Source organism: Staphylococcus simulans (genome assembly GCF_002902285.1).
Lineage (GTDB): Bacteria > Bacillota > Bacilli > Staphylococcales > Staphylococcaceae > Staphylococcus > Staphylococcus simulans.
Window position 1 is genome coordinate 1 of record NZ_PPRU01000013.1, and the last position, 22068, is coordinate 22068.

The 22068-nt window shown below is 33.8% G+C and carries 13 protein-coding genes and 1 pseudogene; 9 read left to right on the top strand and 5 right to left on the bottom strand.

Annotated features, from left to right (window positions below):
• Nucleotides 1–1291 precede the first annotated feature (1291 nt).
• Nucleotides 1292–2521, top strand: coding sequence for a transposase (locus tag CD112_RS03135; RefSeq protein ID WP_159081721.1), 1230 nt, complete (start codon nucleotides 1292–1294; stop codon nucleotides 2519–2521).
• A 35-nt stretch (nucleotides 2522–2556) separates the two neighbouring features.
• Here the strand turns inward: CD112_RS03135 and CD112_RS03140 are convergent, their stop codons facing one another.
• Both CD112_RS03140 and CD112_RS03145 read right to left on the bottom strand, forming a co-directional pair.
• Nucleotides 2557–2895 (bottom strand): nucleotide pyrophosphohydrolase, encoded by a 339-nt coding sequence (locus CD112_RS03140; protein ID WP_023016206.1) that lies wholly within the window; start codon nucleotides 2893–2895, stop codon nucleotides 2557–2559.
• Entirely contained in the window at nucleotides 2888–4636 is a 1749-nt protein-coding gene (locus CD112_RS03145; RefSeq protein ID WP_170121949.1) for a DUF2075 domain-containing protein, read from the bottom strand. The genes CD112_RS03140 and CD112_RS03145 overlap by 8 nt, the downstream gene beginning before the upstream one ends.
• Nucleotides 4637–5074: 438 nt before the next feature.
• Here CD112_RS03145 and lpdA point away from each other — a divergent pair, with 438 nt between their 5' ends.
• From lpdA to CD112_RS03170, 5 genes are all read left to right on the top strand, one after another.
• Nucleotides 5075–6427 carry a dihydrolipoyl dehydrogenase gene (lpdA, locus tag CD112_RS03150; RefSeq protein ID WP_103363832.1) on the top strand — a complete coding sequence of 451 codons (1353 nt, stop codon included), beginning with the start codon at nucleotides 5075–5077 and terminating at the stop codon, nucleotides 6425–6427.
• Between the two features lie 23 nt (nucleotides 6428–6450).
• Nucleotides 6451–7398 carry a thiamine pyrophosphate-dependent dehydrogenase E1 component subunit alpha gene (locus CD112_RS03155; protein ID WP_002480079.1) on the top strand — a complete coding sequence of 316 codons (948 nt, stop codon included), beginning with the start codon at nucleotides 6451–6453 and terminating at the stop codon, nucleotides 7396–7398.
• Nucleotides 7399–7418: 20 nt separating this feature from the next.
• Complete coding sequence (locus tag CD112_RS03160) at nucleotides 7419–8459, top strand: alpha-ketoacid dehydrogenase subunit beta (RefSeq protein WP_103363833.1); 1041 nt, start codon at nucleotides 7419–7421, stop codon at nucleotides 8457–8459.
• Between the two features lie 18 nt (nucleotides 8460–8477).
• The gene (locus CD112_RS03165) at nucleotides 8478–9731 is read left to right on the top strand and encodes a dihydrolipoamide acetyltransferase family protein (RefSeq protein ID WP_103363834.1); all 1254 of its coding nucleotides are present in this window, start codon (nucleotides 8478–8480) and stop codon (nucleotides 9729–9731) included.
• 687 nt (nucleotides 9732–10418) lie between these two features.
• On the top strand, nucleotides 10419–12263 hold the full coding sequence (locus CD112_RS03170) for a DUF262 domain-containing protein (protein ID WP_103363835.1): 1845 nt from the start codon (nucleotides 10419–10421) through the stop codon (nucleotides 12261–12263).
• 381 nt (nucleotides 12264–12644) lie between these two features.
• Here CD112_RS03170 and CD112_RS03175 read toward each other — a convergent pair whose 3' ends face one another.
• The gene (locus CD112_RS03175) at nucleotides 12645–13532 is read right to left on the bottom strand and encodes a hypothetical protein (protein WP_103363836.1); all 888 of its coding nucleotides are present in this window, start codon (nucleotides 13530–13532) and stop codon (nucleotides 12645–12647) included.
• A gap of 304 nt (nucleotides 13533–13836) precedes the next feature.
• On the opposite strand from CD112_RS03175, the gene CD112_RS03180 reads away from it, so the two are divergent.
• The 3 genes from CD112_RS03180 (at nucleotide 13837) to CD112_RS03190 (ending at nucleotide 15762) form a co-directional block, all read left to right on the top strand.
• Nucleotides 13837–14670 carry a DUF3100 domain-containing protein gene (locus CD112_RS03180; RefSeq protein WP_103363837.1) on the top strand — a complete coding sequence of 278 codons (834 nt, stop codon included), beginning with the start codon at nucleotides 13837–13839 and terminating at the stop codon, nucleotides 14668–14670.
• Nucleotides 14654–15112: a hypothetical protein gene (locus CD112_RS03185; protein WP_103363838.1), complete on the top strand. Its 459-nt coding sequence runs from the start codon at nucleotides 14654–14656 to the stop codon at nucleotides 15110–15112. The genes CD112_RS03180 and CD112_RS03185 overlap by 17 nt, the downstream gene beginning before the upstream one ends.
• Before the next feature lie 149 nt (nucleotides 15113–15261).
• On the top strand, nucleotides 15262–15762 hold the full coding sequence (locus CD112_RS03190; protein WP_103363839.1) for a hypothetical protein: 501 nt from the start codon (nucleotides 15262–15264) through the stop codon (nucleotides 15760–15762).
• Between the two features lie 119 nt (nucleotides 15763–15881).
• Here CD112_RS03190 and CD112_RS03195 read toward each other — a convergent pair.
• A pseudogene (locus tag CD112_RS03195) lies at nucleotides 15882–20441 on the bottom strand (MSCRAMM family adhesin); the annotation flags it as partial.
• A 272-nt stretch (nucleotides 20442–20713) separates the two neighbouring features.
• Nucleotides 20714–21907, bottom strand: coding sequence for a YSIRK-targeted surface antigen transcriptional regulator (locus CD112_RS03200; RefSeq protein ID WP_060804653.1), 1194 nt, complete (start codon nucleotides 21905–21907; stop codon nucleotides 20714–20716).
• Between the last annotated feature and the right edge of the window lie 161 nt (nucleotides 21908–22068).

A 22068-nucleotide genomic window follows, 5' to 3' on the forward strand; every position in this document is an offset into this window, starting at 1 on the left:
TTACGGTTTCATACAATTTCTTGGTGGTTATCACTATCATAAAGTAAAAAATGTTATTTTTTCTAAAACCGCACCACAACAACGATTAAAGTAATTTAGCAATATCAAAAAAATCTTGAATTTGTGTTTTTCGAGTTTTAGTGTCGAAAAAACCTTTGTGGTTTACGATAATTTTTTCGCTATATATGAAGTAAAATATTATCGTGATTTTTTTAATAAAAGTTCTTTACTTATCAAAAGTTATCCTATATACTTTTTCTTGTCTTCAAAGCAAGACAAAGATGCTGTCATTTTCTTTTTTGTTTTGAAGCGCAACTTTTAAATTCACAACTTGATGACCCGCCCTTTTGGGCGGTTTTTTAGTTTCTAACAAAGCAAAAAGGCCAGACCATAAAGATAACTTTATGATCCAGCCCAATCAGAATAGAATGTCTAGTCTCATGCTAGAAACGGTTATGTAGCTTCTTGGAAAGACTACATGCTAAAATCTTAGCACTCCCCTATTTCTATTGTCAATCTAATATTTTAAATTTTAAATGAATGTAACCACGCTTTAATTTCTGATAAAAACATACATCTTCTTATCGTTTGCAATATATTCAATTAATCAAAAGAATGGTTAGCTTTTCATTAAATACATCAAACATTTTAAAATCATATTAAGCAGCTATTTAAAGGCATTCAAACATTCTCTCTGTTTATATTCTAAGTCCTTTTTCATTGTTTGAAATTCAGTATTATCAAACTGTTTTATTATTTTATCGAAAAAGGTGTTTACAAAAATTAAAAAGCACTTTATAATTCAACTATCTCATTACCTCTCTTTGAGGTACATCACTTAAATATAACGCTATATCCAACTCACTTTATTTCATAGCGTTCAATACCATTTCCTCTTACGTTAATAGCACATTATTTTCCCTTTAGTCGACAATCGACATTGTAGTTTTATTTTCAAGTAATACTCTAATTGATTCACAAACTAACTGAACAACTTAGAAACACGCAATTGATACATAACACAACTCAATCTTATTTAAGATTATCGCAGTTATTTCCAAACCATATTAATTCTAGACATCAGAGAAAGGAAATTTTAATATGCCATATTTTATCCAATACATACTCCCATTACATGCATTTACAAGTATCACAATTTATAACTTCAATCTTTACTTCCCACTGACAGGTGCGCGCTTATGAATAAGCTCTACATGACTATAAATTAATTTACTTTCAATTTAGCTTACACATTATTAATTCAATGACATCCAGACAGGAGAATATTTTCATGACTCAATTTCATAAAGAACCGCACATGACCTACCCTATTTCAAACTTAGTTTCTGAAATCAAAGAAAGCAACATGGATATTGATTCAAAGAAAGAGTTGATTTCTTTAACACAACATCTTCATCATGAATATCCACTCAACGTAGTAAAAATATTACGTGACAATTATATCCCTATCTCAAACTTAACTACTGAGGCTTACCAACAAGGTTATCGTCTTAAAATGGGGCAACTGGATATCAACTTTCCTAAACGTCTGTTCACTGAATTCGAACCTTCTGTTGTCTTAAGTTATGCATTACCTGAAGCAGCGATGTGTATTTCATTGCTAGAAAATCATGTTCATGGTTTAACACAAGGTTCAATTCATAATGCGCTCTATTATTTTTGGGGACACTCCATCACTGAATCTCACATCTCTCAGTTAAAAAGTGTATTGAGTCTTAAAACAAATACATGGCGCAAACGCATGCTTGATCGTACTCACTATCACTTTATTCATGCTCATACCCTTCAACTCCCTGTATTTGACGGTGCGCATATTGACTTTGCGAAACTCTATACAATCACTGGCATCAATGAATATGGATATAGAGATATTTTAACTTTGACTGTTTCTTTTGAAGAAGAAAATGTGGTTTGGACACAACTCTTCAATGAATTGAAAAATCGTGGGATGAACCCGCCTTTAATGATTTCTGCTGACCTATCACCTGCTTTAATGAAAATATGTTCAAAACATTTTCCAACGATGAAATATCAAGTATGTTCTAGATCTATGAGAATTGCGTTGAATGAAGCTTTTGAACGTGTCTTAAATACTGATGACTATGCTGAACCACCAAAAGACGTTGCGAAACAAGCACGTCAACTGGTAGCTGCACTATTCGAGCCTAATACTGAATATCAAGTCAATGTAGAAATCAAAAAAGAATTAGTAAAAATAACGAAAGACTATCCAAGTTTTGAGGAAGGTATAAATTTATTAAATCAATACTTTGAAAGCTGCTTTACGTATCTGACAATACCTGTCGCACCTAACTACAACTATGTACTGACAAGTAATAGCGCAGAACGTATCAATAAAGAAGTTAAAAAAATGAGTGAATGCCCTTATGTTTATGCGAGCCCAGAATCAGCAGAGCTGGCGATTTCTTGTTTTATGAAACACTTGGAGTTCAACAACTTCTTTAAACGTATAAAACTTAAAAACAGAGAGCTCTATTAAATAATTAAAGGACTGCGCTAAGCAGTCCTCACATGTTATAACTCTGTATATTTTTTATTTGAATCTTTAGCTTTCTCTACTGGATACTTAATCGCATTTTTCTTCAACTTTTCGCGGATAATATCATCAATATTCATCTCTAAGTTATCCGCAATCATGTAGCTGTATATCAAGACATCTGCCAACTCTTCAGCGATACGCTCACGCTTTGTCTCGTTGACTTCTTCAGGCTGTTTCCACTGATACAGTTCTAAAAGTTCAGATGCTTCAAGCGATAAAGAAATTGCGAGATCTTTTTCATTATGATAAGGTCTCCAGTTTCTCGCATTACGAAAATCATTAATTTCTTGGATGAGTTGTTCTGTATTATTCATGGTTTATACCTCCATTAGCGGCACGTTTGAGTTCATTTTGCAAAGCTTCATCTACTGCGTAAATATATAAGCCGTTGACGCCGCGTGTTAATAAGACGTTTAATTCATTCTTAAGCAATTCTTCTGTGAATTTAGCTTTAGTGTTATCTGAGAGTGTTCTATTTCTAGTTGCTTTTTGATTATAACTCTCTGAACCGTCAAAAATAATTTTACCATCTCTAAATTTAACAGATGGACCAATAATCACACCTGCATAATTTAAATCGAAGCCTTGTACGGTAAATGTTGAACCTACTTCATCAATAGTTTGACTTTGTTCAGGCCAAGATAAAGATTTTTCTCGTTTACTAACTTTGAGTTGACTGTTCCAAGGCATGCTCCATTCACCAATACGTACACGCCAATAATCCGCGTCTTCAGGTGCTTTACTATTATACTTCCAGTCATACGTTGCGAGTAAACGTGAAATACCAGAGTCTTGAGATTGAGCTTTATTTCGTATTGCTTGTTCTAGCTGCTTAGGTTGATCAAATATTTTAATATCATACTTATCATCTTCAGGAATATTATCAATGGTTTGTTTATCTATGAGGCGACGAATCCAATCTACAGTATCTTCATTACTATTGATGCGCATTTGATTATTAAGATGTATGTGATTGTTATTTTCTTTAGTTTCTGACACCAATTTTTCTAACTGGTCTGCTTCTATCACTTGTTCAGTACTTAAGATTTGGTTTCTATCAAATACGGCAATAACTACTTTTGCTCGGGCAATTAAATCTTTCAGTTGGTTTTGTCCACGGTAAGATTGCTTACCTTGTGTCCATAATAAGTGCGCTTCATCCACAATAATCACATCTACTTTATCCTCAGTGCTGCGCTGATTGATAAAACTGGTAGGTTTGTTTACTATCGCTTGTTTTTTATTCTTTGGATCATACAACCCTAATTTCTTCGCAATTTCTTGATAGACTTTTAATTGTTCATCATGATTGACTAACAAATACACACTTAAAGGCTGGTTATCATTTTCTTCTAACAACGTTCGTTTTAAATCAAAGAACAAACTGCTCATTAATACGGTTTTACCTGAACCCGCTTCACCTTCTACCAACACCAGCTGTTCTTCTAAGTTATTATGTAACGCTACTTTTATCTTACCCGTTATCGCTTCTTTAGCTTTATTTTGTTCCTGAGTCAATTTATGAAACGGAGAAGCTTTGAATATCGCTGAATCTCTAATAATACTTTCTACTGGGAACAAAATATTATTCTCTTTATTCAACTTTTTCCAAATATCCGTAAAGATATCATCTAATTGATCAGCTGTATAATAATCGTTTTGTTGGTTTGCTCTCTTATTATAGATGTATTCAATGCTATCAACACTTGATAAATACTGCATCAAACGATTCTCCACATCTAACGTTAGAGATTTATTGAAATAGCGATGACCAATCACATACATAGTCGACGTTAACGACAACGAAAAATCTGCCCAATAAGGTACTGTCTTCGCATCCGTCAATAAATGCTGAGAAGTACGCTCCTTAATATCAGCTGTCTCCCCTACATACACCTTAAAACCCTTTTGCTTATCATCATTAATGATATAAACCGTAGGATACTTCAACAGATACTTCGAATCCTCAGAGCCTTCCCATACGTCCACAAAATGATTTAAATCCTCCATTGAATACTTTATTTGTTTAATTATCGGCTTTCTTTTCCTATTCATTTTAATCACCTAATACACCATTAATATTGTAGTAATTAAATACTACACACCTGTTTAAGATAATTATAAGTGTCAGTGAATAGGAAAACAATAAAACCACCATACGATTCAGCTTCCAAAATACATTTATACACAATGTATTGTTCTTTCATGTTCTTTTAATACCGTTCTCTTTAATTTTAGCCTTTATATACTGATTCTCATTTTATAAACAGTAATTACATATCAGTTGTAATTTTTAATCGATGAATGCTTCTAACTTTAATACTAATCATTGATTTATCACAAATTGCTACTCAATATTCCTGTAAATTTTTAGAGTTGCACATATTTATTTGAATATTTAGAAAATATTAAGTAAAATGAGAATAAACTAAGTAAGCGCTTACATAGTGAATGTTTACTTGTTTTCATCTTTTATATTAAGGGGGCGATAATTTGAAACAATATGACTTAGTTGTTATTGGCGCTGGCCCTGGTGGTTATGTTTCTGCTATTCGAGCAGCACAATTAGGTTTAAAAGTAGCTATCGTTGAAAAACAGTATTTTGGGGGAACCTGTTTAAACGTTGGCTGTATACCATCCAAATTATTATTAGAATATGGTAAAAAAGTTCAAAACATTAACATTGCTGACTCTTGGGGAATACACACTGAAAATTTAGACATAGATTATTCTAAATTGCTCTCTAGATCGAAGACAGTAATTTCTCAATTAACTGGCGGTGTTGAGCATTTACTTAAACAAAACAAAGTTGATCAGATTAAGGGTGAAGCAATTGTAAACGAAGACTTAACCATTAAAGTTGATCAGCAAACCATCCAGGCTAAAGACATTATTCTTGCAACTGGCAGTACTCCATTCGTTCCTCCTATCTCTGGACTAAAAGAAACAAACTATCACACTACAGACACTATCTTCAAAATCGAAAAACTACCAAAGCAATTAGCAGTAATTGGTGGTGGCGTTATTGCTACAGAAATCGCATCATCAATGGCTGACTTAGGTGTTAAAGCGACAATTATAGAAGTCGCTGATGATATCTTACTCACTGAAACTAAAGAAATCCGCTCCGTATTAAAAGAACATTTAGATTCTCAAGACATTACAATTTTAACCCAATGCACAATTGATAAAGTTACTCAAGATCATATCCAATTAAAAGATCAAAAAGATATTAACTTTGATACCCTGCTTGTCGCGACTGGCAGAAAACCGAACCTTCAAGTCATTAATGAACTCAATATCGAAAAAGATGAAAAATCATTTTTAAAGGTTGATACAAATTATCAAACTAGCATCCCACACATTTATGCCGTTGGAGATTTAGTAAATAGTTATCAGCTTGCTCATGCTGCGAGTGCTGAAGGAATCGTGGCAACAGAAAGTATTGCTGGTTTAAAACCTAAAGCAATTCAAAATGAAATGATTCCACGTTGTATCTATACGCGTGTGGAAGCCGCTTCAGTAGGATTATCTCAAGAGCAAGCAGAAGAACAAGGTTATAAAGTTAAAACAGTCGAAGCTCAATTCCAAAGTAATGCTAAAGCTTTGATTGAGGGAGAGACAGATGGTTTTATTCAACTCGTTATTGATACTCAATATAGTGAAATATTAGGTGGTTTTATTACCGGACCTAATGCTACTGAGTTAATTGGTGAACTGCTAGGTGTAAAAGTATCTGAAGGAACAATAGAAGAATTATCGCAAGTGATTCAACCTCACCCTTCTCTTTTAGAAGTAATGGGAGAATCTGCAGATAGTTATCTAAATAAAGCAATTCATAAATAGCTATTTTTAAGGGGGAATTAGTTATGAATAAAGAAGAAGCACGCTGGATCTATAAAACAATGAATGAAATCCGTGAATTTGAAGACAAAGTACATGAGATATTTGGTAAAGGAGAAATCCCTGGATTCGTGCATCTATACGTTGGCGAAGAAGGTGTCGCAACGGGTGTAATGGCTTTATTAGAAGATGATGACTATATCACGAGTACACACCGAGGACACGGACATGCTATTGCTAAAGGTTGCGACTTAAACGGTATGATGGCTGAAATCATGGGTAAACGAGACGGCTTAGGCCATGGTAAAGGTGGCTCAATGCACGTGGCAGAAATAGATAAAGGTATGCTCGGTGCCAATGGTATTGTAAGTGGCGGTTTCGGCTTAGCAACTGGTGCTGGTATTTCTTTAAGAAACCAAGGCAAAAATAATGTTGCTGTATGCTTCTTTGGAGATGGTGCAGCAAACGAAGGAAACTTCCATGAAGGCTTAAACTTCGCTTCGATTTTAAACCTGCCTGTTATCTTCGTTTGTGAAAACAACCAATTTGGTGAAGGTACTACACATAAATATGCAAGTGCATCAGAAACAATTGCTGAGAGAGCTTCAGCTTATAACATGCCTGGTGTTTATGTAGATGGAATGAATGTAGTAGAGGTATATGATGCAGCAAAAGAAGCTATTGAACGTGCTAAAAACGGCGAAGGTCCTACGCTTATAGAGTGTGATACTTATCGTAAGTATGGACACTTTGAAGGCGATGAACAAAAAGTAAAATCAAAAGAAGACCGAAATGCTGATCGTAATCCAACTGAAGAATTCCGAAAATATGCCATTGAAAATGACTTGTTAACTGAAGATGAAGCAAATGAAATTGAAACAGCTGCGAAAAAAGCTGTAGAAGATGCAGTAGAATTTGGTGAAAATAGTGAATTACCAGATTTAGATTCTTTATATAAAGATGTATTTGCATAAGCTTAAAGGGGGAACTGACAATGGGAGAAGAACGTAAAATCACATTTATGAAAGCCGTAAACGAAGCAATGGATATTGCGATGGAACAAGACGAAAACGTTATATTAATTGGTACTGATGTAGCCGGCGGTGCAGATGTAGATCACTTACAAGATGATGATTCATTCGGCGGTGTATTCGGTGTTACAAAGGGATTAGTTAAAAAATATGGACGTAATCGCGTGATCGATACACCTATCGCTGAACATATTACTTTAAGTTCCGCAGTCGGTGCTGCTGCAACAGGCTTAAGACCTGTGGCAGAATTAATGTTCAATGATTTTATCGGGTTTGGACTTGATCCTATTTTAAACCAAGGTGCAAAAATGAGATATATGTTTGGCGGTAAAGCCAAGATTCCAATGGTAGTTAGAACTGTCCATGGTGCTGGCGCTGGTGCCGCTGCGCAACACTCACAAACACTATATAATATTTTTGCTGGTATTCCTGGTGTTAAAGTAGTAGTCCCTTCCAATCCATATGATGCTAAAGGATTACTTTTAGCAGCGATTAAAGACGATAATTTAGTTGTTTACTCAGAAGACAAAACATTACTAAGTATGAAAGGTGACGTCCCTGAAGGAGACTATATTGTTGAGATTGGAAAAGCTAATGTCGTACAAGAAGGCGATGACTTAACAATTGTAGCAATAGGAAAAATGGTACAGACCGCTTTAGACACTGCTGAAAAGTTATCTGAAGATAATATTTCAACTGAAGTCATCGACTTACGCTCAATTTCTCCATGGGATGAAGAAGCGGTATTAGAATCAGTAAAGAAAACAGGTCGTTTGATTGTGATAGATGAATCTAATCCTCAATGTAATATAGCTGGAGATGTCGCTTCAGTAATTGGTGATATTGGATTCGATTACTTAGATGGACCTATTAAAAAAGTTACTGCTCCAGATACACCTGTACCTTTCGCTCAAAACTTAGAACAAGCATACATTCCAAGTGTAGAAAAAGTATTAGATGTAGCTGATGAACTAATTGCTGATTTAAAGAAAGTAAAATCTTAAGTTAAGGGGGTGGATAAAATGAGCACAAATATTATGATGCCTAAACTAGGCATGACAATGAAAGAAGGAACTGTTGAAGAATGGCATGTACAAGAAGGTGATTCAGTAAATAAAGGTGACATCATCGTTTCAATCAGTTCAGAAAAATTAACACAAGATGTTGAAGCCCCTGCTGACGGAACTATTATAAAAATCACTACTCAAGCTGGTGAAGAAGCGAAAGTCAAAACACCTATTGGGGTTATAGGAGAAAGTGGAGAGACTGTTGAAGAAAATAAGCAAGAAAACAGTTCAGAAAAAGATGAAACTTCTGAAGAAAAAGATGTGAATTCAAATGATACTAACGAGTCTCCATCTCCTAAAGAAGTTAGTGCTACTCAAAATAAAGGAGAACGTATATTCATTTCTCCTCTGGCACGCAATATGGCAGATATAAACAATTTAGATATCTCTCGTATCGAAGGCACAGGCGGAAATGGAAGAATTACTAAACTTGATATACAGCGTGTTCTTGAAAATGGATTAGATAAAGAGAGTCAAGATACAACTGATACACCTTCTGCTGCTTCTGTTTCATCTTCTACTGCAGGAGAAGGATTAAATCCAATACGTAAGCGTATTGCTCAAAATATGCGTCAGAGTCTCGAACAAACAGCACAACTTACTCTGCACCGTAAAGTTAATGCTGATCCATTATTATCATTTAAAGAAAAATTAGCTACAGAGTTAAGTAATGCTGGACAAGATGTGAAGTTATCTATCACAGCATTACTCGCCAAGGCTGTAGTATTATCACTAAAAGAGTATAAAAAAATTAATGTCCGCTATGAAAATGGTGAGCTTCAAGAATTTGATGAAGTACATCTAGGTATTGCGACATCATTAGATGATGGACTGATGGTGCCTGTGATTAAAGAAGCGGATAGTAAAAGCATCGGTGCATTAGCAAATGAAATTAAAGATTCTGCAGAAAAAGTACGTAATGGTGAAACTAATGATGTTGCCTTATCTGGTGCTACATTTACGATCACGAATATGGGTACAAGTGAGATTGAGTACTTTACTCCAATTTTAAATGTGGGTGAAGCGGGTATCCTAGGTGTTGGTGCTATGCAATCAGAAGTTGTTATACAGGATGGCAATGTAAAGCAAATTCAACGTTTACCACTCAGTCTAACATTTGATCACCAGTTATTAGATGGTGCTGATGCTGCAGAGTACTTAAAAGTGCTTGCGAAGTATATCGAAAATCCATATTTGTTAATTTTATAGAACATGAATAAAATCGGAATTATCATAAGTACTTACGATAATTCCGATGCTTTTTTATTTAATTGGCGTTGCAACATTATTTACTAGTTCATCTAGCCCTCATATATTATCTATTCCATTTGTGTCTAACCATTTTATTACATTCTCTTTAGATACATTATATGCTTCTATCGCTCCACTTCATGTTGCTTTTCCACAAAGCATGTCATTAAATCTAGACCCTTATTCACTTTCAAACAACAATGTTTCCTTATATGATTGAATTATTACTCCTATACTAAATATATAAATTTAATACTTCATTTGATTAATCATCTAATTTCTTAAACTGTTTATATTAATCGCCTAACACACCATCAACATTGTAGTAAGTATACACTAAACCCCTCTTTAAAATAATTATAAATGTCTGTGAACAGTAGGAAATAAAATCGCTATACAAATATGTATAAATAATAATATGTTTACAAATAATGTTTTAACTTCCTTGATCTAACTCATCTAAATAATTAATAACTAGTCGTCAAATCTATGCTTATATTCATAACAAAATATAGTATTGCTTAACCCTTAATGATATGATTAATATAAATTAAGTTTATTTATCGTAAAATTTTGAATCACAAATTACGTACTAGTTTTAAAGGGTTTTTAATAAATAATAGTAACTCGAGGAGAGTGGATAAATTGGGATATAGAATTGAAACACGTACTTTTGAAGAATTGCAAGGCAAATTAAATTTACCGAACTTCCAAAGAGCACTTGTATGGTCTAATAACCAAAAAAAAGAGTTTTTTAATACTCTTAAAGATGGATTTCCCTTTGGTTCTATTTTGTTGTATGAATACGAAAGAGAAAAAACTAAAGATAATGAAAATAGATACAGTTTAATAGATGGACTACAAAGATATTCTACAATGTTGGATTTCAAAGATAATCCTACAAACTATATTGAATTTGATGAATTTGCTGAAAGAATAGCTAGACTTTATAAAAATGCATCTAAAAGTACCACTAACGAAGTTGTGAATTTCTCTAAAGATACTTTATTAGAAATAGTAAAACAAAATAACGATCCTAATTCACCAAATACAAGAGCAACAGCTCTTTCCAAGAAAGTGATAGACAAATTTCCTGCTTTAGATGACCAAGATATACGTGATGAAATAACAGAAATTCAACAAGAAGTCACTGAATTTTTTAATAACCAATTAAATATTAGCAAAGTCAAGATACCATGCATTATTTTTGAAGGTGATGAAACACAACTTGCTGAAGTTTTTCAAAGATTGAATAGCGGCGGGAAAAAATTATCAAAATATCAAGTTTTTGCAGCTCATTGGGATAAATATAATATTGAATTAAGTAAAGCTGAGTATAGTAATAAAATTTTGGATAATATTATTGATAGATATGAAACTTTGAATAATGATCGGGGCATACTTATTGAAGATTTTGACCCTCAAGAGATGAGAAATAGTCGTGAAATTAACTTATCCGAATTTTGTTATGGTTTAGGTAAAATACTTGCTGAAGAATTGTATATCTTCTTTGATAAAATAAGTGAAGACATATGTAACGAATTAGGTTTTCAAACTATGTTAATGATATTTGATATCCCGACCTCTAAAATGAATACTTTACCTCACTTCCATAAATACTTAAAAAACGGTAATAATATAGAAGATATGGTTAGTAAAATTGTAGGTGTGTATAAAATCATTAACAATAAATTCGACAATATATTTACTTTGTCATCTTTAACAAGAAAGAAAAAACATGAAACAAAGTCATTTACCCGTTTACAAATCATGTCATTCTTCGCATCATTATGGCAAGTTTCATATTCGCTTATACTTGATGAAACAAAAGATAGTTTATATATAAAAGAAAAACAAAGAAGAAAAAAAGAGCGTCAGAAAATTTTAGATAATATTGTTAGCTATTCTATTTATGACATCATAAGAAATTACTGGTCTGGAACCGGAGATAAAAAGTTAATGGATATTTATATAAATAAAAACAATAGATATTCAAATGCATTACCAAAAGAAATTTTTATGAATGAACTACTTCGTTGGAACGACGAAAGTATAAATAAATCTAGCGTAAATATCCAATCTGACGAAAAAATGATAATATCATGCATTGCAAATACTCACTCTGATTTTTATAAAGGTCTAAATGATAACTTTGATTATGAACATATTTTCTCAAGAAAGTTATACAATAAACATAAAAATAATCATTTAATACCGGCAGGTGCTTTAGGTAATATAATGCTATTAGATGAAGGCTCTAATCGTAAAAAGAAAGAAAAATTTCTGTATGAAATTTTTAATTTAGATAATATTAATAAGGAAGATACTCACGAATATAACTACATAAAATACAGTAGTTATCCTGAAAAACGAGTTATAGACAAAATAGAATTTGATCTAGTAGCAGGAGAATATGATTCTCTTATAAATATGATTAAAACCAGAGGAGATTTAATTATTAAAGAGCTTACTAATTCTTTATATTCATAGATCTTACTTCTTATCTTCTCGTCACTACTTTTTAAACTATTTTTTATTAAATAGAATAAGTCATGCATCTATATGAGTCATACAGGTATGCATGACTTACTTATTTCTATCGATAAACTTATTAATCATTTATAACAATTAGCGAATTTGCCCTGTCTCTTACCATATTTTTTACTACTAATTTGCTAATTTTATACATACATTAATATTTTATACAAAACAATTTACTTCACTTAACTATCTTACTTTTATCCATGTTCACTTACTTAATAAAAATTTCTAATAGTATACGTAAGCCTTGAATCTCTATAACTCGTATAGAAGTTCAAGGCTTATTTAATATTTATAGATCTAACTACTCATTCATAAAACAATATTCCACTATTCTTCTTTAAACCAATTGGAGATTTCTCCTCTTCTCGCAGCAAACTTCATCTTTGAAATTGAACTGTTCTTTATAACTACAGTATATCTATAGCTTGTTTCTACTAGTTTAGCTATGTTTTTTAATTCTTCTGGTTCTTTTCCATCTATCCCTAAATATCTAGTGAATACTATAAAATATCTATCCGTAGGCAAAACTTCTTTAGCTTGATTTACCATGTATTCAATAAATTGATTAATTATAACTATTTCCTCTACGCTATTTTCAGTTTCTCTTTCAATAAACCTCAGTTTATTATCAATGAATTCATCTTCTTTAAGATTATCCATTTCTTCATCTAATGATATTTGGTTATAAACACACATTCCCATGAACTTTTTTAAGTTGAATAATTGCTTTTCAGAAACCCCAATCTTCTCCCTCAACAATGCATCTAACTTATCTTCATCCAGAAAGTGACTTTGCGACATTAAACGATTCATATAATTTATCTGTTCTTTTTCAAACGTGGGAATTTTATATGAAGATCTGTAATCTTCTATATTCTTTCTGACATAATACTGAACTCTGAAATACTTATCATATTGAAAAGAGCTTTCATTATCTAAATTAAACTTTTCCATTATATTGAGCAATCCTTCATATCCATACGATACTAAATCTTGCTTTTCTAAAATCGTTTCTTGTATCTGTAATATATTTTGTTCAACCACTTTATCAACAGTGTGGTGATTCAGCATAATGAACTTGTTTGCCCAATACTCTTTTTCCTTCTCATCACACGTTCTCCAATTTTTTATACATTCGATACTCTGAACATTTATTTCCTCTTTTGTAGATCGATCCATTACATTCTTATTTCTATCTTTTGATGTTGTATTCATTTGTTGTCCTTCTTTTCTTTATTTTTAGAACGATTGATTTAAAACCTACTTCAATTTCTACAATATGAACGCCTGCCTCTCACATTTATTTTTATCACTCATAAACTACTCTCCTTTTTCTATACATTTATCAGCATGGAAATGCGAACATACAAATTATACATGCTTTTGCTCTACATTTTGTTTACCAAAAAAGCAAAATAAGTGTCATTTACCTCTTCACTTTCTATATGTTTAACGTTACAATGAGTTCATTCACACAATTTTCTGATTATTACAATAATTATTATAGGAGGAGATAACTATGAATCGAAGACAACACTACTGGAAAGATTGGCGATTACATGTCTTAGTATTAGCCATTGTTGTGATTTGTGAATTAATTGGCCCATTCGATATTCCATTAGGGGTTACGTCTATTTTATTATTACCTGTAGTTTATGGAGTTGTCTTAGGTTTATTAGCTTATTTCACTCCTTTGGTTGGTAAGAAACAAGCCAAAAACTCAGAGCCTATGGTTTTTATTTCTGTTGCTATTTTAATTGCGAAATTTGGTACTGAAGCAGGACCTGCACTTCCTAAAATTATCGCAGCAGGCCCAGCATTAGTTTTACAAGAACTCGGTAACCTAGGTACGATTTTTCTTTCTTTGCCGTTGGCAATTATGCTTGGACTACGTCGTGAGGCTATCGGTATGACACACTCTATTGGTAGAGAAGCAAACATGGCGTTGATTACAGAAAAGTTCGGAATTGAATCACCAGAATGGCGTGGTGTCATGTCTATGTATATCTTCGGAACAATTTTCGGGGCGATATTCTTTAGTATCTTTTCAGGTTTGATCGCATCCATTATACCTTTACATCCATTAGCTTACGCAATGGCGACTGGTGTTGGTAGTGGCGTTATGTCAGCTGCCGCAGTTGGTCCTATTATTGAAATGTTCCCAAGCTACGCTAGTGATATTAAAGCATTTTCAGGAGTCAGTAACTTATTAACATCAGTAACTGGATTATATATGGGTATCTTAATCGCATTACCATTAACAATTCGTTACTACAATGGTGTTATGAAGGTTAAAGCTAGAGTACAAAAAAGTACAAAAGGAAAGAGGGATATACATGAAACTCACGTCTAATATTATCAACTGGTCTTTGACGCTTGTTGTTGTGGGACTTATTGCGTTAATTAGTAACTGGGTTGGCCAAGACATTATGCCTTCAAAAGCTGTTCCAGGTGTTCTTGCGTTAATGGGAATCGCTTTAGTCGGTATGATTCTTCAACAGCTTATCCCTCTTAACATTCCTAGTATTGCTTATATTGGTGTACTTGGATTAGTACTTACAATTCCTAGTATGCCGACGGCACCTTATATCGTTAGTTGGACACACAATGTAGAATTAATGGCATTAGCTACACCAGTTGTTGCATATGCTGGTATTTCAATCGGCAATTCTTGGACTGACTTTGCGAAGTTAGGATGGAAAACAATCGTTGTAGGTATGGTCATTCTAATGAGTACATATGTCGGTTCAGCCGTCGTAGCTCATATTGTGTTGAAGATACAAGGTATTATTTAACTTATAAATACAAGTTTACTAAATAGGTAAAGGAAGTCGATTGTGCCGTCGACTTCCTTTTTTTATACTAATTTCTAAGTAATAACATCTACTATGTTTATTACTCAAATTAAGCTGCGTCACAATAAATATAGAGAGGACTTGAGATAATGAAAGTCACATACGTCGCAATATTTTATAAAAATGATCCGAAGCTTGAAGGCCAATACTTCTTTGTAGATTTCGATGTAGAATCACTACATGAAGTACTTCCTCCAATCGAACTCCTATCTCCAGAAGATTGCTTAGGCTTCGCCCTAGCAAAGTATAAAGAACTCGGCATCCCCTTACCTGAACCCTTCTCCTTTGATTTAATCTTTCTTAATGACGCTTACTATTATGAGAAAAGAGCAATCACTATTGAACTCAATGAATACGCTGGAACTAAGAAACGTAAACCTAAAAAGTTTATTCCTGAATGGCTCTACCGTTTTGAAATGAGCGAAGATGAAAAGTTTCGAAGAAAACGAGAAAGAGATTGGCAAAGAAAAGCTATGGATGAACTGATGAACACAGAATTTGAAGGTGCTCACGTTGGTTTTATGTCAGGCAAGCCTTGGTTACCACAAGCAACAGAAGTAAGATACGAAGAAATTTATGACTTAGACTAAAAAAATGCCTCCAAAAGCATTCACATGATGTGAGCTTAAGGAGGCATTACTTATGCATTAAAACCTATTCAAAGTATTACTGCGATACATTATTTATAATCTTTTGTTTCTTTCTTACGACGATTAAATAAGAATACACTACCTAATGCCGCGAATAATGTTCCAATTAAACCTGCATTTGTACCTTCTTCACCTGTTTCTGGTAAAGCTTTATCTTTAGAAACTTTTGGAGCTTTTTCTGGTTGTTTTTCAGATTTAACTACTTTATGAGGGGTTACATCACCTTTTGGTGCTTTAGGTGGTGTAGGTTGACCAGGTTCTGATGGTTGTTCTGGTGTAGTTGGTACTTCTGGTTTATTTGGTTTTTCTGGCGTGTTAGGTACTTCTGGTTTCTCTGGTACTTCAGGTACTTCTGGTTTCTCTGGCACTTCTGGTACTTCCGGCTTCTCTGGTTTTTCAGGAACTTTTGGTTCTTCCGGTTTCTCAGGTGTGATTGGTTTTTCAGGTTCTACTACTGGTTTATAGAAGCCACTGTCGATTGTGAAATCATCCGCATTATCTACAACGACTTTAACTGTTCTACCGTCTGAGTCTAATGCTTTGTCTCCTACATTTACTTTAGTTGCTTCATAACCTTTCGGTTTGTCGAATGTTACTGTGTATTCACCATTGTATAATCCAGTAAATTGATAAATACCGTTTTCATCTGTCACTGTTGTTTCTGTGCTGCCGTCTGGCTTAGTTAAAGTAACTGTTACGCCTGAAATGCCTTTTTCATTTGAGTTTTGAACACCATCTTTGTTGCTGTCTTCCCATACTTTATCTCCGATAATGTATGTTGCTGGAACTGGTGTTGGTTCTACTACTGGTTTATAGAAGCCGCTGTCGATTGTGAAGTCATCCGCATTATCTACTAAAACTTTAACTGTTTGACCGTCTGAATCTAATGCTTTGTCTCCTACATTTACTTTAGTTGCTTCGTAACCTTTCGGTGTGTCGAATGTTACTGTGTATTCGCCATTATATAATCCAGTAAATTGATAGATACCGTTTTCATCCGTTACTGTTGTTTCTGTGCTGCCGTCCGGCTTAGTTAAAGTTACTGTTACGCCTGAAATGCCTTTTTCATTTGAGTTTTGAACACCATCTTTATTACTATCTTCCCATACTTTGTCTCCGATAGTGTATGTCGCTGGAACTGGTGTTGGTTCTACCACTGGTTTATAGAATCCGCTGTCGATTGTGTAATTATCTGCATTGTTGATTACGACTTTCGTTTCTAAACCGTTTGAATCTAATGCTTGATCACCAACATTTACCTTAGTTGCTGTGTAACCTTCTGGTGCAGTGAATTTAACTGTGTATTCACCGTTTTCTAATCCAGTAAAGTTATACTTACCTTCAGCATCTGTCACAACTGATTCTGTTGTACCATCTGGTTTAGTCAGTGTCACTGTTACGCCGGCGATACCTTTTTCATTTGAATTTTGGATACCGTCTTTGTTGCTGTCTTCCCACACATAGTCACCTAAGTTGTATGTTGCTGGGACTGGTGTCGGCTCAACCGTCGGTTTGTAGAAACCACTGTCGATTGTGAAGTCATCCGCATTATCTACTACGACTTTGATTGTTTGACCATCTGAGTCTAATGCTTTGTCTCCAACATTCACTTTAGTTGGTTCATAGCCTTTTGGTGTTTCGAACGTTACTGTGTATTCGCCATTTGGTAATCTTGTGAAGTGGTACATACCGTTATCGTCTGTCACTGTTGTTTCTGTGCTGCCGTCTGGCTTAGTCAATGTAACTGTTACACCTGCAATGCCTTTTTCGTTTGAGTTTTGGACACCGTCTTTACTGCTGTCTTCCCAGACTTTATCTCCGATTGAGTAAGTCGCTGGCACTGGTGTTGGTTCTACCATTGGTTTGTAGAATCCACTGTCAATTGTGTAATCATCTGCATTGTTGATCTTCACTGTAGCTGACGTACCTTCTGAATCAAGCGCTCTAGACTCTCCTTGTTCAATCAATGTAGATTTATAACCTTCTGGTGTTTCGAAATCTACCTGGTATTCGCCATTTTCTAAATCTGTAAATTTACACTTACCTTTTTCGTCTGTAACTGTCGTTACTTTTGTACCATCCGGTTTAGTTAATGTGACTGTTACACCTGCAATACCTACTTCATTTGAGTTTTGGATACCGTCTTTGTTGCTGTCTTCCCAGACATAGTCACCTAAGTTGTATGTTGCTGGAACTGGTGTCGGCTCAACTGTTGGTTTGTAGAATCCACTGTCAATTGTGTAATCATCTGCATTATTGATTTTCACTGTGGCTGATGTGCCTTCTGAGTCAAGCGCTCTAGAATTTCCTTGCTCAATTAATGTAGATTTATAACCTTCTGGCGTTTCGAAATCTACTTGGTATTCACCATTTTCTAAGTCTGTAAATTTATATTTACCTTTTTCGTCTGTAACTGTCGTTACTTTTGTACCATCTGGTTTTGTTAATGTGACCGTTACTCCAGCAATTCCTACTTCATTTAAGTTTTGGATACCATCTTTATTGCTGTCTTCCCAGACATAGTCACCTAAATTATATGTCGCTACTACTGGTTTAAAGAATCCAGAATCTATCGTATAATCATCTTCTCCGTTAATCGTTACATATGAAATCAATCCATCAGAGTCCTTTTCACGATTGTTTCCTGATTCTTTAGTTGTTGGAACATAGCCATCTGGTGTTTCAAATACAACAACATACTCACCATTTTTAAGGTTATTAAATAAGTAGTTACCATATTTATCTGTAACTGCTGTTTGAAGTATTTGACCTGCCTTATCTTTTAAAATAACTTTTACGCCTTCAATTGATTTTTCAGTAGATTCTTGAATACCATTTTGATTAATATCTTCCCATACATAATCTCCAATTTTGTAGTTTTCAAGTACACCGTCACCAGTTCCATCACTATATTGAGTCACTACATTAGTGTCATAGTAATAAGTAGCTTCCCTACCATTATAATCCCTGGCATATAATATAGATCTTGTTGTTAAGTTAGAACTGAGTGTCGGGTCAAATTTTGAGTCAACAACTACGACATAAGGATCGCTAATAGACCCAAAGTTCACCAATAAATTACCATGATTATCTGTGTCCACACGATAATTTGATGTTAAATCTGGATATTTAGAAACATCAAATGCATAGCTGTCTGTTAAATCTGCTTTATTAGGCACTTTATAAATACGAAGTTGTGTATCATCAATTTTTAATAATGCATTACTATCCTTATCCTTGGGCCCTATTCTTAATATAGCTGAAGCTAGATTATTATCCATTGGATTAACATAAATCACTTGTTGGAAATCATTTGTTTTTTGTAAGGCATCTACACTTGTAATTACAGTATCAACAGAAGCTGGATATAAGCCTTTATCATGAGCGTCATAATCATATGTGATTTGCGGGTTATACTTTTCTCCGGCTAAATCATAGTTCAAAGTATATACACCTTTTTTTGTAGCTTTATCCCTGTCAGTAAATTGTGTTAAGTCGAATTTGCCAGAAATATTTTGTTTATCATTAACCCAATCTGTAAATGTGTATTTGAGAAGTTTAGTATTTGTATCATATACACCTATCGCAACAATCATACCCGTTGGTGTGGCTAATACTGTATATGCTTTATCTTCTGCGTTTTTATAATGTAAATCGCCGTTGAATGTCGCGTATTCAGGCATTTGTACTGTGAAGTAATCTCCACCTTTAACTTTGTCATCTACTTTATAATCCGCTGTTAAACGGAAATTACCGCCTTGGTTAGGGTCAATTTTTGTTTGGCTAATTTGTGGGTTTGAAACTGTTACTAAGTCATTAACGTTAGAACCCTTTTGATCCGTTGCTACATCTTTCAAATCTTCAGCAGTATAAGCTGCTCCTCGTAATATTTGTGCATTTTGTGCTGTAGCTTCAATAGTGTCCTTATCTTTATTTTGAGATGATTGTTTTAATAAGTCTGCCGTTACTACTGGAGTTTTTTGCGGTGTAATATCCGCTTCTCCGCCCCTTGTTTTAACAACTGGATTAACAGGTTGTGATGCAGTTAATGTTTGAGGTGCTTCTACAGGTTTAATTAATTGTTTTTCTTCTGCTGATTCTTCAATTTTTTGTGGATTGTTTTCAGGTTGTACGCCTGTTGTTGGTACTTCATTAATTGTTGGTGCTGATTCTGTAAGTGGTGTTTTTTCTTCAATAGGATTTTTTTGTTCAGTAGGTGTTGATTCTTTGGTAGGTGTTGATTCTGTAGTTGGTTGTGATACTTTAGGTTCTTTAGAGGTATTTTCTAGTTGTTGTCTTGTATCTGCTTTGTTGTCTGTTTGTGTGTCATTTTCAATCGGATCTTTTAGTGTGTCATTATTTAATTGATTTTCAGTGTTATCAATGTTTGCCGGCTGAGCATCTGGTGTCCCTGCATTTTTCGCAGGCTCATCTGGCTGTACTGATGTTGAATCTTTAGCCTGGTTTGATGTCGTTATCTCCTCTGCTGCTTTTGCTTCGTGACCAAGACCGAATATTAAGGTAGCACCTACAATAATGGATGCTGTACCAACCGAAAATCGGCGGATTGCATATTTGTTACGGTGCTTTGCCTCAAAATTATTTAGTTGTTTATTCATGTGTTTCTCCTCTCTCTATTTAAGCCGTTCACTGCTTTTATCCCTAATTAGGTATAAAAATTAAGCCGAACCAATCTGTATTGTTCCTGTAGAATGTTGGAGAAGAACTAGTGTTTGAAATAGACAGACTTTCTTCATCCCTGGGGACTCACAAAATGAGTAGGAAACAATAACAAATCAGACGGCTTAATGTGATTATATTTAATTAGAGTATTAAAATATTGTATTAAATAATAGAAAGGGTACTTATTACTTTACATATTTTTGTGATATCATACTTTTTTGTTTCTTCTGTACTGTGTAGGTGTCATTTCAAATTCTTTTTTAAATTTCTTACAGAAATGAGAAGAATCTGCATAACCTAACATTTGGGAGATTTCACTGATGCTTAAGTTACGATCTAATAACTTTTTAGCATCTTCTAGTTTTGACTTAGTAATATACTTTTTAACTGTCATACCAAGTTCATTTTTAAAGTTTAAATTTAAGGTCGTTTGGCTAATGTTAAATTCTTTAGCAATCGACTCTATCGTGATTTCATTGTAAAGATTCTGGTTGATATAGTTGAGAATTGAAGATAAAAATGGGGAGAGCTCTTCATCCACGATTTCACCTATTTTTTGAGTGAAAAATACGATAGCGCCATTTCTGACTTTCATAATTTCCGAAAAGTTTTTAGCGGCTTCATTGTCAATAATCATTTGGTCTCTCGTGCGGGTTGCTTCTAATACATCCATGCCTGATTCTATTGCGAGTTGTGATAATTTTTCAAAAACGATAATCGAATAATTCTTCTCACTACGAATAGAATCTCTTTTGCTTGTTGGCATGATTCCTCCTTCCAAATCTGATAGAGATTTCTTCAACTTTGTTATAGAACCTTGTCTAACTAAATCCATCACTTGCTTTTCATACTTTAATTTATTCTTTTCGTTTTCATTTTCAATAAAAAATAATTTCTCTAACCCAGCGTCGTCTAACATTTTCTGCAACTTTTCTACATAGCTATGTATAGGCTCAAAAGTCGGGTCTGATTGACGATCTAATGTAAAAAGATAGTGCACTAATTTAATAATGTCTCTAATGTCTTCTAGAGAATAGAGCTTTATTTCTGGTGCATAATCATTGATTGCCTTTTTAAATTTAATGCTGATGTTTTGTTGTTTTAAAAAGTGTGTAAAGAAGTCGTCCGGTGGTAAACAATGGACATTAAACGGACCAAACAGATAATGCTTGTCCTCAAAGTTATGAAGTAGAAATACTTCATTCATGGCACCTGTTAAAATATAGTAATTATGCCTTTTCTTTTCATCTTCAACAGATTTAATAAGATCTAGTTCGTTATATTGCGGGCTTATCATTTTCTTCGATGTATACTCCTGTATCTCATTCAGATTAGAATCGTATGCTTTAACATTGATACCTAAACATACATGAAGCGATTTTAATATTGCTTTTTCTTTCATTTCTAATCAAAGACCTCCTAGTTGTTACGAAGTTTCTCTTGCCTCACATTAATATCATAATAGCAAATCGAAATATTTAATTGTACATATTATAAAACATTGTATGTTTAAAACATACAATCGCTCACAAGTTGTATTTTAACAATACTGTCATTACAACC